Origin of the sequence: Methyloceanibacter methanicus (assembly GCF_001723285.1) — a bacterium.
In the GTDB taxonomy this organism is placed as follows: domain Bacteria; phylum Pseudomonadota; class Alphaproteobacteria; order Rhizobiales; family Methyloligellaceae; genus Methyloceanibacter; species Methyloceanibacter methanicus.
Genome location: NZ_LPWG01000007.1, coordinates 1 through 13367 on the forward strand (window position 1 = coordinate 1; position 13367 = coordinate 13367).

Consider the following 13367-nt stretch of genomic DNA (forward strand, 5'->3'; position numbering starts at 1 on the left):
CCGGACGACAGATTGCGGAAGCCGCCCTTCGGGGCGGCTTCTTTTTTGCCCGCGTTACCCCCTCCCGCGCGTCCCCGCCCAGCCCCAAACCGCCCAATACCCCCCCGCACAGCCCCCCTGGGACTTGACCGCAAAGCCCCGAAGCGACTAGGGATCAGGCCATGGCAGGCCATTCCAAATTCAAGAACATCCAGTTCCGCAAAGGGGCTCAGGATAAGAAGCGCGCCAAGCTTTTCTCGAAGCTCGCGCGCGAGATCACCACGGCAGCGAAGTTGGGGCTGCCCGACCCGGCGATGAATCCACGGCTCCGGTCCGCGATCCAGGCCGCGCGGGGCCAGAACATGCCCAACGACAATATCGATCGGGCGATCAAGAAGAGCCAGGAAGCGGGCGGCGACAATTACGAAGAAGTCCGCTACGAGGGCTTCGGCGTCGCGGGCGTGGCGTCAATTGTCGAGGCGCTGACGGACAATCGCAATCGCACCGCGAGCGAAGTGCGCTCCATTTTCTCGAAGCATGGCGGAAATCTCGGTGAAACCGGCGCGGTGTCGTTCAATTTCGACCGTCTGGGCGCCATTCAGTTCGACCCCGACAAGGCGTCGGCCGACGACATGTTGGAGGCGGCCGTCGACGCCGGTGCCGACGACGTGGAGACGACCGATGACGGCCATACGGTCTATTGCACGCCTGACGAACTGCATCAGGTCGGCAAGGCGCTCGAGGAGCGCTTCGGCGAGGCGGCGGCGATGCAGATCCTATGGCGGCCCAAGCTCGATGTGCCCATCGACGAAGAGGCCGGCGAAAAGCTCCTGCGCATGATCGACGCGTTGGAAGATTCCGACGACGTGCAGCAGGTCTACGCGAATTTCGATTTGTCCGAAGAGGTTCTGCAGAAGCTCACGGCGGCGTAAGGCTGCGAAAGGCAAGGATCATGGACATGTCCGGACCCCGCGAAGGCGCCGCCTCCCGGCCCATACAGGGGCAGGCCGCGTTGCCTGGAAAAGGCGGACTCGTGCGCATCGGCCGGGCCTTTTGGAATACGGTCGGCGGTTTCCGCGAGGGGCTGGCGACGGAAGCGGCCATCAAGCAGGAGGCGGCCTTGGCGGTCGTGGCCCTGCCGGTCTCGATCTTCGTTGCCGAAAGTCTGTGGATCTGGGCGGCGCTGATGGGGAGCCTCGTCATGCTGCTTGCGGCCGAATTCCTCAACACGGCCATCGAGCGGCTCTGCAACCACGTCCATCCGGAACGGCACGAAGCCATCAAGGTCACGAAGGATTTGGCATCCGCCGGCGTCTTTTGCGTGATCGCCGTCACGGCCATGATCTGGATCGTGGCCGTCGTGGACCGGTTCTTCGTGTAAGGCGGAACGCCTTCAGTCGTTCGAATCCGGAGGTGTTGAATGACGACAGCGGGTACAGGAACTTGGCAGGTTCGGGACACCGAGAGCGTCATCGTGGGCAACGATGCGCTGCTGGACCGGCCCCATCAGCTCGTCGCCATGACGCGGATGCGCAACGAGGCGCTGATCCTCCCCGACACGCTCGACTATCTCGCAAGACACGTGGACGCGATCGTCGCCTATGACGATGCCAGCACGGACGAGACGGTCGACCTCTTGCGCGCGCACCCCAAGGTCGCGCTGATCGTCGCCAATCGGGAGTGGGAGCGGGACGTGGACGCGCGGAAGCTCGCCGAAGGGCGCCATCGCGGGCTGTTGCTCGACATGGCGCGGGCGCGGCTGCCGCATGACTGGATGTTCTGTTTCGATCCGGACGAGCGCGTGACCGGCGATTTACGCGCCTATCTGCGCGGGGTGGACGCGGAATGCGATGCGCTACGGGTCCGGCTGTTCGATGCCTACATGACGACCGAGGACCAGGATCCCTACACGTCCGACCGGCCGCTGATGGATTTCCGCCGGTTCTACGGGCCCGAGCAGCGCGACATTCTCATGTTCTGGCGCAACCACGAGGGCATTGGTTTCGCCGAGGGCGACGGGCGCACGCCCCGGGGCATGACGTCCGTCAAGACCGATCTCTACTGCCAGCACTACGGCAAGTCGCTGTCGGTCGCACATTGGGAAGAGACCTGCGACTACTATGTGCGGCACTTCCCCTATGAGACCTATGGCGCCAAATGGGAGGCGCGGAAGGGAAAGGCCATCCACACGGAATCGGATTTCGGCAACGCGCTGCATGAATGGGGCGAGGGGCTGTTCGCCAATGCCGTGGCGATGCCGGTGGCCAAATAGGGCACGGGGAGCCAGCGAGACCGGGCAAAGTCGGCGCCCCAAGCAGACCCGGCAAAGCCGGTGGCGCCAAGCGGACGGCGACGCGAAAAAGGCGGGAACCCTTGCAGTTCCCGCCTTTCGCACGCCTGGCCGGATGTGTGGGGAGAGCGGCCAGGAGATTCGGTTCAGGAGAGCAGCCGAAGCCTGTGCGTCCTCTAGGTGTTGTCGTCCTCGTCCTCGTCGTCGGCCGGGGCATCCGGTGCGTCGGGCGCGGCTTGCGGGCGCGCATCGGGGCCAGGCTTGCCCTGGCTCCAGCCACCGCGCTTCCAGCCATGGTGCCGTGCCATGCGAGCCCTGAAGTGCTTCTCGATCTCGGTGACTTTCTCGAGTTGCTCGGGCGTCAGCGTCGTCCGGAGCTTGGCGACGGCCGCTTTCAGCTTCTCGGCTTCCTCGGCGCGCTCGATCGTGCGGTCGGCGAGGCCTTCGGCCAGGGAGAACGGTGCGGGCGTCTCGCCCGGTGCCATCTTGGCGGGCGCTGCCGGCCGCATGAAGGGCCGCTTCATCGTCGCCTGCAGCGCGTCGGTGAAGTCGCGCCAGTCGTCAAGCTGCTCGGCCCGGATGCCGATTTGCGTTTCCATGGCGGCCAGGCGCTCGGCCATATGCTCGGGCCCGCGCGGGCCATGGCCCTGTCTTCCGTACTTGCCGTGTTTGCCATGCTTGCCGCGCTCGCACATCTTGCCCTTGGGGCCATCGCCATGCGATCCGGAATAGGCCAGGGCGCGTTCGGGGCCGACGGCCATGGTGACGGCCGTAAGTCCGGCAAGGCTCAAAGCGCCGGCGACGGCGATCGTCGCAAATGTCTTGGTCAGCTTCATGTGACTAACATCCTTGTCTGTTGCTGCTGTACCGAGAACTAAGCCCCATTCGTTGCAGGCCTAGGTCTCGCGCGTATCGGAACGTTTCCCGACCAGGCAAATTTGTGTCGAAACATTGCTGGAGCCCCCTCCATGGGTTTTCGTTACAACATTGCCCTCGTGAGCGGCGCAGAGTGGGGTTAGAAAGCGCTGCCATGACAACGCCTCCTCGTATTCTCGTCGTCGATGACGATCCCGAAATCCGGAAGCTTCTGGCCCGCTATGTGGAGAGCCAGGGCTTCCGCGTTCTGCTGGCCGAAAGCTGCCGGGAGCTGCATGAGCAATTGGCGACCCATCACGTGGATCTGGTCGTGCTCGACGTGATGCTTCCGGACGGATCGGGGCTCGATGCCTGCCGCGACCTCAGGGCCAGCCGCTCCAACGTGCCCATCATTCTCCTGACCGCGCTCAAGGAAGATGTGGACCGCATTATCGGCCTCGAGATCGGGGCCGACGATTATCTCGGCAAACCCTTCAATCCGCGCGAGCTGATCGCCCGGGTGCGCGCCGTGTTGCGGCGGCGCGGCGACGTTCCGGCGGAGGTGCCGGTGGAGAAAGTCTATCGCTTCGAGGACTACACGGTCGACCCGCAGACCCGGCGCGTCACCGGGCCGGACGGCGAGGTGGATCTGACCGGGGCGGAGTTCGATCTCCTCAACACGTTTCTGGAGCGGCCCGGACGCGTCCTCTCCCGGGACCAGTTGCTCGACCTCACCCGCGGGCGTGAGGGCGACGGGTTCGACCGTTCCATCGACGTGCTGATCAGCCGGCTGCGGCGCAAGCTCGGCGGTCGGGGGACGCAGCTCATCAAGACCGTACGCAATGGCGGCTATCAGCTCGCCGTGAAGGTCGACGCCGAGGACGGCCCGGTATGAATACGCTTCGCGTGAAGATCGCGGTCCTGCTCGTACTCGCCATCGTCTCGGTCATGGCGCTGATGACGTTCGTGCTGTTCTTCCTCCTGGGACCGCCGCCGCGGTCGGGCCACGCGCTCGACGTCGCGGCCAAACAGGTGGCCTTGATGGCGGACTTGGTGGCGAAGGTGCCCGACTCGGTCGAGCTTAGCGATGAGCCGCGCGGACATCCCTATCGCCGAACGACAAAGGCGTTGCGCGAGAAGCTCGAGGAGCTCGGGCACGACATCGACGTGGTCGTCGCACGCAGCCACCGGTGGCGCCGGGGTTCGCTCTATGCCTGGATTCCGCTTGAAGATCGGGGCTGGTTCAGCATGCCCATGACCCGGCTGCCGCCCCAGGGCGTGCCGTGGTGGGGGCTTCTGCGCTGGTTGTTCCTCATCACCGTCGGCGCCACGGCCGTGGCCGTCTTCGCGTCGAGCCGCATGGTGCGTCCGCTCGTGTTTCTGGAGAACGCGGTCGCGTCCGTGGGGCCCGATGGGGTGATGCCGGAATTGCCCGAGAAGGGGCCGGCGGAGGTCCGCGCGACGGCGCGCGCGCTCAACTCGCTCTCGGCGCGGTTGAAGCGGGCGATGGAGAGCCGGATGCGGCTCGTGGCCGCCGCCGGCCATGACATGCGCACGCCCATTACCCGCATGCGGCTTCGGGCCGAGTTCGTGTCCGACGACGAGGAGCGGGAGAAATGGCTCAACGATATCGACGAGCTCGAACGGATCGCCGATAGCGCGATTCTGCTCGTGCGTGAGGAAACGGGCGCGGAGGCGCCGGAGCGGCTGCGGCTCGACACGCTCGTCGAGAGCATCTGCAAGGACCTGAAGGAGCAGGACTTCGACGTCACCTTGGCCGACTCGCATCCCGTGACGGTCGTGGCGGGCCGGCTGAAGCTGAACCGTGCCTTGCGCAATCTCATCATCAACGCGGCAACCCATGGGGTTCGCGCGCGGGTGGGCGTGACCGGCGACGGGACGACCGGCCGGGTGACGATCGAAGACGACGGCCCGGGCATTCCCGAGGCCGTGCTCGGCCAAGTCTTCGAGCCGTTCTTCCGGGCCGATCCCGCGCGCCGTCAAAACATCCCGGGCGCCGGGCTCGGCCTGACCATCTCCCATGAGATCGTGACGCGTGCGGGGGGCACCATTCAAATCGTCAACCGGCCGGCCGGCGGCCTGCTGCAGACGGTTTCGCTGCCCGAGGCGCCGGAGCAGGAAGACCCGGACACAGACGGCGCTTGAGAACTGTCACGGGCGCGGTGGATAGTGGGCCACACAAACTGAGTGTGGGCGGGAGGATTCCGATGCGCGTTTCAATGCTGCTGGCGGGCTGTCTGGGCTTTGGGCTTTTGCCGTCGAGTCCGAGTTTCGCGGAAGACCAAGCCGTCTGCGCCGATGCGCAGACGACGGTCGAGATCGGTGAATGCGTCGGCAAGGCCTACAAGGCGGCCGATGCGGAGCTGAACGCCGTGTGGACGAAGGTCATGGCGACGTTCGCGAGCAACGATTACATGCCGGCGGACGCGCAGAAGGACTGGAAGGAGACGTTGCTTGCGTCACAGCGGAGCTGGATCGCGTTCAAGGAAGAGGACTGCAAGGCGGTCGGCTACGAATGGTACGGCGGCTCGGGCCGGTCCAACGCCGAAGTCTTCTGCCTGCTCGACCATACGACCGCCCGGACCAAAGACCTGAAGGCGCGTTTCCTCGACCGGTAGCGCACGCATGGGCGCGCGGGCGCGGGTTCAATCGCGATAGAGGACAGGCAGCCGGTTTCCGCCCCGAGCGATGCACGCAAGCGCCGTTGTCGGCCGCACAATCAGGGCACGGCCGGTGGGGCGGCTCGCCGGCCTTGCGGCCAAGACCGTGTCCGGCATGTGGGCCTCCAGCGCCGGCGCAGTTCCGGCACGATGCGAACGATCCATGCGGACAGGTCGGACTCCAGCCGAAACATCTGTTGGCGGGCCTCGATGGCTGCGTGCGCGCCGCCGCGCTGTCCCCGGATCGTCCAGCGATGGAGGCTCTTCTGCGCGCGTGCGAGCGACGGCGATCCGGCGATGGGCGCGACGAGGTGCTGCTCCGCCAGGGCGCGCCCACGCCGGGCCCGGAGACGGGCCCGGGCCCATGCGGAAACGCCCCGGCGGCGCATCGGCGCGGTCCGGCGCGCAAGTTCGGCGGCGGCTTCCGCATAGACTGCTGCCATCCGCCGCCGGAACACGTATCCGGCGTCGTCCGAGGCCCGGACCGACCAGTTGAAGCCGCGCGCCGCCGCCTCTGCGCCGCGATGTGTGAACTCCGGCGTGCGGCGCCGTGTCCAGGACCAAGCCTCGGACGCGGTTGTTGCGGCGTGACGGGAGGCCGTGCGCGCCCGCGGTGCCGCCCAGCGCAGGAACGCCAGCGTGTGCCGCTTCGACAGTTTCGCGGCGACACGGCCTGCCTGGTACGCGGTGCGTGCCGCCCGGTTGGTCCTTTCGGCCGCCCGTTGCCGGATGAGCGCGAGACGCTCCAGAAATCTCTGACGGCGCAGGCGCTCGGCCCGCAGCCGTTCGTCGCGATGGTAGGTCTCGAGCCAGCTATGGTGCTGGCTGAGGTCGTCCAGCGTCGCGGCGATGAGGCGCCTGGAACTGCCGATGCCGTGCTTGGCCGCCTCGATCGGATCGATGACTTCGCGTGTCGCACCGGCCATGCCGGTTCCCCCTCCATGACGATCGCCAGGGACCTGGCCACAACTGGCGTGCGCCAGGCGATGGACCGGTTTCTTCAACTTTTCAACGCGGCCGGATGCCGTCCGTTCCCGGCCTTGCGGGAATTTCGGTGGCGCATGCGTCCTGCGCAGGCCCTGCGCTGTGCTACGATTCGGCCATGAGGGGCGCGATTCGAATCATCGGCATCGACCCGGGCCTGCGGCGCACGGGCTGGGGCGTGATCGAGACGGACGGGGTGAAGCTCGGCTTCATCGCCTGTGGATCCGTGTCGTCCGATGCCGCCGAAAACCTCGGGGTGCGGCTGCGGCAGATCTTCGACGGGCTCTCGAACGTTCTGCAGCGGACGGCGCCGGCGGAAGCGGCCGTCGAGCAGACCTTCGTCAATCGGGACGGCGCCGCCACGCTGAAGCTCGGACAGGCGCGGGGCATCGCCATGCTGGTGCCGGCGCTCGCGGGACTGACCATCGCCGAATATGCGCCCAACGCGGTCAAGAAGACCGTGGTCGGCGCGGGCCACGGCGACAAGGACCAGATCCGCGCCATGGTGAAATATCTGCTCCCGCGCGCCGAGCCGGACAGCGCGGACGCCGCCGATGCGCTCGCCATCGCCATCACCCACGCCCATTCGCGATCCTGGTCCAGGCTCGAGGCGGCGGTTGCACGGGCCGATCTCCACGTCCGAAGGACGGCGTCATGATCGGCAAGCTGACGGGGCTCGTGGATTCGGTCTCGCTCTCGACCGCCATCATCGACGTGGGCGGGGTCGGCTACGAGGTCACCCTGGGTGCGCGCCAGCTCGCAAGCCTGCCGCCGGTGGGCGAGACCGTGTCGCTCTCTATCGATACCCATATGCGCGAGGACAATGTGCGCCTCTATGGCTTCGCGACCGAGCACGAACGCGCCTGGTTCCGGGCGCTGCAGACCGTACAGGGCGTGGGCGCCAAAGTGGCCCTGGCCGTGCTCGGGACACTGTCCGCCGCGGACCTTGCCAACGCGGTGGCGCTGCAGGACAAGGCCCATGTGGCCCGCGCCCAAGGCGTGGGACCGAAAGTCGCCGCGCGGATCGTCGCCGAGTTGAAGGACAAGATGCCCGCGCTTGCGCCCGCGATTTCCGTGCCCGGCGCCGCGCCGTCTCCGGTGGCGGAGCTCCCCGAAGGGCTTGCCGCGCGCGATGCGGTCTCCGCGCTCACCAACCTCGGTTACGGCCACGGCGAAGCCGCCGCCGCCGTGAGCGCGGCCATTCGCATGGCGGGCAATGAGGCGGGCGCCGCCGAACTCATCCGGCTGGGCTTGAAGGAGCTGTCGCAATGACCGAGCGGGTCCTGGCCTCCGTGAAACGCGACGACGACCAGCCGGAAGCCGCGCTCCGGCCGCAAACGCTTGCCGAGTTCATCGGTCAGGCCAAAGTGCGCGCGAACCTCAAGGTCTTCATTGATGCGGCGCGGTCGCGGGGCGAGGCGCTGGATCATGTGCTGTTCGCAGGGCCACCGGGCCTCGGCAAGACGACGCTGGCGCAGATCGTGGCGCGCGAGCTCGGGGTCAATTTCCGGGCGACCTCGGGACCGGTGATCGCCAAGGCGGGCGATCTTGCCGCGCTTCTCACCAATCTCGAAGAGCGGGACGTTCTCTTCATCGACGAGATCCATCGCCTGAGCCCGGCCGTGGAGGAGATCCTCTATCCGGCCATGGAGGACTTCCAGCTCGACCTCATCATCGGCGAGGGGCCGGCGGCGCGCTCGGTGCGGATCGATCTGGCCCGGTTCACGCTGGTGGCGGCGACCACACGTACGGGACTTCTGACGACGCCCTTGCGCGAACGCTTCGGCATTCCCATCCGGCTCATGTTCTACGAGGTGAGCGAGTTGCAGGAGATCGTGCGCCGGGGCGCGCGGCTCCTGGGCCTTCCCTTGACCGACGACGGCGCCTTGGAGGTCGCGAAGCGGTCGCGGGGGACGCCGCGTGTGGCCGCGCGCCTGTTGCGCCGGGTGCGCGACTTCGCGGCCGTGCAAGGCGACGGGGCCGTGGACGCGGGACTGGCCGACAGCGCCCTGTCGCAGCTCGAAGTGGACGCGCGCGGCCTCGATGCCTTGGATCATCGCTACTTGAGGCTGATCGCCGAGAACTACGGGGGCGGGCCCGTGGGGATCGAGACGATCGCGGCGGGGCTCTCCGAGCCACGCGATGCCATCGAGGAAATCATCGAGCCCTACCTGCTGCAGCAGGGCTTCATCGCGCGCACGCCGCGGGGCCGTGTGCTCACGGGTCAGGCCTTTGCCCATTTAGGGCTCGCCGCGCCGCCGGAGGCCGCCCAAGGGACGCTGTTCACCGGCGGCGACAACGAGGGCGAGGACCGTTGAGCGGCGCATCGTCTAGAGATTGGCCCGACCTTGCCGGCCGTATCGAGGGGGATACGCATATCCTGCCCGTGCGTGTCTATTTCGAGGACACCGACTTCACCGGTCTCGTCTATCACGCCAATTTCCTCAAGTTCTGCGAGCGGGGCCGCTCCGACTTCATCCGTAATCTCGGCATCGATCACCGGAGCCTCGAGAACCCGGAGGCGGGCGATCCGGCGGTCTTCGTCGTGCGGCGCATCGAGGTGGACTATCTGAGGCCCGCCCATATCGACGAGGTGCTCGAAGTCGTCACGCGCTGCGCGGAGATCGGCGGTGCCACGCTGACCCTGAGCCAGGAGGTTCGCCGCGACGGCGCGGTTCTGGCGCGTCTCATGGTCTCCGTGGTGCTCGTCTCGAAGGCGGGGAAGCCGCAACGCCTGGGACGCCTGGTCCGCGACGCGCTTGAACGTTTCGTTAAGGCGCCGGGCTGACTTTATAGGCGCATGACGGACGACGTTGCGGGCGTGGGGTTTGAACCGTCTGTTTCGGCGCGTATTTTCAGGGCCCAAAACCGTCAGGCGGTTTGGGCCGTGCAGGAGAGGCTTGCTATGAATCCGGATGATGCCGCGCTCGCCGTTGCCGATCCGTCGTTCGCGGCCCCCTCGGTGCTGGGGCTGGTGTTCGATGCGCCTTTGGCCGTGCAACTGGTCATCGCCGTGCTTCTGATCGCCTTTGTCTGGAGCCTCGTCGTCATCCTCCAAAAGCTGTTTCAGTTCGCCAAGGCCCGCAAAGAGGCGGACAAGTTCGAGAAGGTCTTCTGGTCGGGGCAGGCGCTGGACGAGCTCTATCAGGCCCTGTCGCAGCGGCGGAACGGGGGCATGGCGTCCCTGTTCGTGGCGGCGATGCGCGAGTGGAAGCGCTCGACGGAGAGCGAGAACGGGGCGCAGGCGCCCCGGCCCTTGACCGGCGTCCAAGGGCGTATCGAGAAGGTCATGGCGGTGGCGGTCTCCCGGGACGTGGAGCGGCTGGGGCGCCGGCTGGGCCTTCTCTCCGCGATCGCCGCGTCCGCGCCCCTGTTGGGCCTGTTCGGGCTGGCCTGGGGCCTTTTGTCGGCGTTTCAGGCGGCGGCCGGGTCCGATCTCGCCGGCCTTGCGACCATGGCTCCGGGAATCGCCCAGAGCCTGCTGCCGGCGGCGTTGGGGTTCCTGGTCGCCATCCCCGCCAAGGTGTTCTCGGCCAAATTCGCGGTGGAGGCCGAGCGCTACATGAGGCGTCTTGAAGGCTTCGCCGACGAATTCTCCGCCATCCTCTCCCGCCAGATCGACCGGGGCGCCTAGGGCCTCGTCCGCGGCAGCACGGCGCGTCCTAGGCGAGTCCGGGTCCAAGGTCGCCCGGTTTTTTTCGCCGATCTGCCCGGTTTTTCGACGTTTGGGCGCTTTCTGTGGCGAGGCTGCAACAGATGGTTACGTTTCATTAACGCGAACCACTCAACGTGGTTAACGGCGCCTTGATCGGCGTATCAGCGAGGGATAGCTTCGTGAGGATGCACAACGGGATTCGGCGTGGCATTTTCGCATCATGGGCTGGCAAATCCGTCGAAGGACCTCAGTCCGATCTTGATCTGATTGCGCTGCACCGGTACACGCAAAGACGGCACTTGCCGTATTAACCAAAGGAGAGAAGACCATGCAGGGTTTGAAGGGCGTTATCGCCGCTGTCATGCTGGTTGCTGCCGCCGTTTCGCTTGGCGGTTGCTTCGGCCACCACGAGAAGGCCGTTGTTGTTGAGCCGCTGAAGCTCGGCTAACGACCGGTTTGGCAAATCCTGCGCGCCTTTGGCGCGCGGATTTGCGGAAACTTTCGAGTTTCCACCACGGGATTTGGGATGCTCAAGGCGCTCGAGATTTCAGCGCCCGGAGCATCCTTTTCCTTTTTTGGGCCTGGATTCTGATCCGGGTCTTGTTCGGTTCTTGGCCAGGACCGGAAGCCGCGCCGCCGCGATGGGGTCTGCGGTCTTGTGCTTACCCGAGGCTTAACCGGCTAACATCGCATTAACGGCTTGGGCTCTAGGCTCTCCCAAAACCAAGTGTGTTTGGGAGTAACCGGTTATGCGTCTGTGCGGTGGCTTCGGCCGCGCCGGCGCCCTGTTGGGCGCATTTTTCCTCGTCTCAACTTTGTCCGCTTGTTTCGCGCCTGCGCCACAGTCGCAGCCGCGGGAATATTCGCTTGGTGCCGCCGGTTCGGGCCACACCGGGGCGCCTGCCGCGCGGGCCCCCGCCAAAGCCGATCGCGCGACGCCATTGTCCGGGTCCGCGGCGTTCGCGGCCACGGCGGGCGACGTGGTCTATTTCGAGGGCGACAGTTCCGAACTGTCCGCCGAAGCGAAGGCCACCTTGCAGCGGCAGGTCCAATGGCTGAAGCGGCATCCGGGCTACCGGATCCTCGTGGAAGGCCATGCGGACGAATGGGGCACCCAGCAGCACAATCTGATGCTCGGCGCCGAGCGGGCCGTCGCCGTCAAGATCTACCTGGAGACCAACGGCCTCCGGGCGATCCCGATCCCGACCGTGTCCTACGGGAAGGAGCGCCTGGTCGCCAACTGCCCGGCGCTGTCGTGCCGGGCGCAAAACCGCCGGGTGCGGACGGTCGTGACGCCGCCGCTCGCGATGCGCTGATTGTTGCCAGCGCTCCTCGGCAGCCCCGACTTGCCGTAACGGGCCTGTTGGGCCAATGCTGGGGTCTATGACATCCACCCCGCTCACCGAGGCCGAGGCCGATCGGATCTTGGCCCCCTTGGCCGACCATCGGCTCTATGCGCTCGCCGTATCCGGCGGGCCGGACAGCCTTGCGCTCATGCATATGAGCGCAGGCTTCGCGCGCCGGCAGGGGGGGGCAGCGCCCGTGGTTCTGACCGTCGATCACGATCTCAGAGCCGGGTCGCGGGCCGAAGCGGAGACGGTCGCGCGCGTCGCTGAGGACATGGGGCTGCGCCACGCGATCCTGACATGGCGGCATGGGCAGGTCGACGCGGGGTTGCAGGCGCGCGCGCGGGGCGCCCGCTACGACCTCATGGCGGCCTATTGCACGGCCCACGATATTCCGGCGCTGGTGACCGCCCATCATCTGGACGATCAGGCCGAGACCTTTCTCATGCGGCTGAAACGGGGCAGCGGGCTCGATGGCCTGGCCGCAATTCCCGAACAGGGGCGCTGGGCCGGACTGACGCTTCTGAGGCCCTTGCTCGACGTGCCGAAGGCGCGGCTGATCGCGACCGCTACGGCGGCCGGACTGCCATTCGTCACCGATCCGAGCAATGCGGACCGGCGGTTCGAGCGCGGGCGTCTACGCGAGGCCATGGCCGCGCTCTCGGAAATCGGCCTCGAACCGGCCGCGATCGCCCGTTCGGCCCGGCGGCTGCGGCGGGCCCGTTCGGCGCTGGAGGCCAGTGTCGATGCGTTTTTCGACCGCCACGGCGAGCGGAGCCCGGCCGGCTACGCCTCGGTTTCCCTGCCAGCCTTGCTCGGTGCGCCCGACGAGGTGGCCTTGAGGACGCTGGGCCGGCTCATCGGGACCGTGGGCGGCATGTCCGAGCCGGTGCGGCTCGCCAAGCTCGAAGCCCTCTACGACGGCCTTCGCGCGAGCCCCGACACGGTCCAGACCCTGGGGCGTTGCCAGATCGTGCCCTCGGGCGGGCGCCTCGCCGTCTTCCGGGAAGTCCGCAAGCCCGGCCTGCCGCGCGGCGCGCTGCAACCGGGCGAGCGGATGCTGTGGGACAATCGCTTCCGTGTCGAACTCGGCGCGGGGGCGCGAGAGGCCGTGACGGTCGAGGCACTGGGCGAGGAGGGGATCGCGGCGTTCACCCAAGGCGAGGGCCGCGCCCTTGCCGTGCCCCGATTGGCGGCCTGCGCGCTGCCTGTGTGCCGGCGCGGTGACGGACGGCTGGTTCTGCCTGATTTCGGTCAAGGCGGCGCCCTCTTCGCTGCGCCATTGTCGCGCCACGAAGGCGGGTTTGACTGCCGGGCGACATTCCTTTGGGGACCGGGCTAGGTTCTGGAATCCGGGCCAAGGCGGGGTAAAGTCAGGATCGGTCTTTTTCCGAAGGATTTCAGCGTAAGCTTGTTCAGAAAGCGTCCACGACTTGACGTTAGCTTTACTTGGCAAACGAAGTGCCCGTTCTTATGTTAATTGGGCTTAAATGAGCCGTCCCGTGCGGGGAATCTGGGAGCGTCCAGAACTTGGAAGCGTCCGTATGGCCCGTATGCCGCGAAGATCCATCCATCAG

The 13367-nt window shown here is 66.8% G+C and carries 15 protein-coding genes; 13 read left to right on the top strand and 2 right to left on the bottom strand.

From position 1 onward, the window contains the following. Positions 1–161: 161 nt before the first annotated feature. The 3 genes from AUC68_RS04435 to AUC68_RS04445 are packed head-to-tail and all read left to right on the top strand — an operon-like array spanning position 162 to position 2251. Positions 162–911 (top strand): YebC/PmpR family DNA-binding transcriptional regulator, encoded by a 750-nt coding sequence (locus tag AUC68_RS04435; RefSeq protein WP_069436546.1) that lies wholly within the window; start codon positions 162–164, stop codon positions 909–911. A gap of 26 nt (positions 912–937) precedes the next feature. Next, a complete protein-coding gene (locus AUC68_RS04440; protein WP_083240407.1) occupies positions 938–1360 on the top strand; it encodes a diacylglycerol kinase in 423 nt (140 codons plus the stop codon). A gap of 39 nt (positions 1361–1399) precedes the next feature. Further along, positions 1400–2251: a glycosyltransferase family 2 protein gene (locus tag AUC68_RS04445; protein ID WP_069436547.1), complete on the top strand. Its 852-nt coding sequence runs from the start codon at positions 1400–1402 to the stop codon at positions 2249–2251. Positions 2252–2445: 194 nt separating this feature from the next. Here the strand turns inward: AUC68_RS04445 and AUC68_RS04450 are convergent, their stop codons facing one another. Then, complete coding sequence (locus AUC68_RS04450) at positions 2446–3105, bottom strand: Spy/CpxP family protein refolding chaperone (RefSeq protein ID WP_069436548.1); 660 nt, start codon at positions 3103–3105, stop codon at positions 2446–2448. A gap of 194 nt (positions 3106–3299) precedes the next feature. Between AUC68_RS04450 and AUC68_RS04455 the strand changes: the two genes are divergently transcribed. The 3 genes from AUC68_RS04455 (at position 3300) to AUC68_RS04465 (ending at position 5763) form a co-directional block, all read left to right on the top strand. Beyond that, the gene (locus AUC68_RS04455; RefSeq protein ID WP_069436549.1) at positions 3300–4019 is read left to right on the top strand and encodes a response regulator; all 720 of its coding nucleotides are present in this window, start codon (positions 3300–3302) and stop codon (positions 4017–4019) included. Further along, complete coding sequence (locus AUC68_RS04460) at positions 4016–5290, top strand: ATP-binding protein (protein ID WP_069436550.1); 1275 nt, start codon at positions 4016–4018, stop codon at positions 5288–5290. The genes AUC68_RS04455 and AUC68_RS04460 overlap by 4 nt, the downstream gene beginning before the upstream one ends. A gap of 62 nt (positions 5291–5352) precedes the next feature. Further along, a complete protein-coding gene (locus AUC68_RS04465; protein ID WP_069436551.1) occupies positions 5353–5763 on the top strand; it encodes a lysozyme inhibitor LprI family protein in 411 nt (136 codons plus the stop codon). A gap of 101 nt (positions 5764–5864) precedes the next feature. On the opposite strand, the gene AUC68_RS04470 is transcribed toward AUC68_RS04465, so the two are convergent. Next, the gene (locus AUC68_RS04470) at positions 5865–6731 is read right to left on the bottom strand and encodes a hypothetical protein (RefSeq protein WP_069436552.1); all 867 of its coding nucleotides are present in this window, start codon (positions 6729–6731) and stop codon (positions 5865–5867) included. 176 nt (positions 6732–6907) lie between these two features. On the opposite strand from AUC68_RS04470, the gene ruvC reads away from it, so the two are divergent. The 7 genes from ruvC (at position 6908) to tilS (ending at position 13132) form a co-directional block, all read left to right on the top strand. Then, positions 6908–7447 (top strand): crossover junction endodeoxyribonuclease RuvC, encoded by a 540-nt coding sequence (ruvC, locus tag AUC68_RS04475; protein ID WP_069436611.1) that lies wholly within the window; start codon positions 6908–6910, stop codon positions 7445–7447. Further along, the gene (gene ruvA, locus AUC68_RS04480) at positions 7444–8061 is read left to right on the top strand and encodes a Holliday junction branch migration protein RuvA (protein WP_069436553.1); all 618 of its coding nucleotides are present in this window, start codon (positions 7444–7446) and stop codon (positions 8059–8061) included. The genes ruvC and ruvA overlap by 4 nt, the downstream gene beginning before the upstream one ends. Continuing rightward, entirely contained in the window at positions 8058–9107 is a 1050-nt protein-coding gene (gene ruvB, locus AUC68_RS04485) for a Holliday junction branch migration DNA helicase RuvB (protein WP_069436554.1), read from the top strand. The genes ruvA and ruvB overlap by 4 nt, the downstream gene beginning before the upstream one ends. Then, a complete protein-coding gene (locus AUC68_RS04490; protein WP_069436555.1) occupies positions 9104–9577 on the top strand; it encodes a YbgC/FadM family acyl-CoA thioesterase in 474 nt (157 codons plus the stop codon). Before ruvB ends, AUC68_RS04490 begins: the two co-directional genes overlap by 4 nt. 117 nt (positions 9578–9694) lie before the next feature. Then, positions 9695–10423: a MotA/TolQ/ExbB proton channel family protein gene (locus tag AUC68_RS04495; RefSeq protein WP_069436556.1), complete on the top strand. Its 729-nt coding sequence runs from the start codon at positions 9695–9697 to the stop codon at positions 10421–10423. Positions 10424–11193: 770 nt separating this feature from the next. After that, a complete protein-coding gene (locus tag AUC68_RS04500; RefSeq protein WP_069436557.1) occupies positions 11194–11760 on the top strand; it encodes an OmpA family protein in 567 nt (188 codons plus the stop codon). A 67-nt stretch (positions 11761–11827) separates the two neighbouring features. Further along, on the top strand, positions 11828–13132 hold the full coding sequence (tilS, locus tag AUC68_RS04505) for a tRNA lysidine(34) synthetase TilS (RefSeq protein WP_069436558.1): 1305 nt from the start codon (positions 11828–11830) through the stop codon (positions 13130–13132). Positions 13133–13367: the final 235 nt, after the last annotated feature.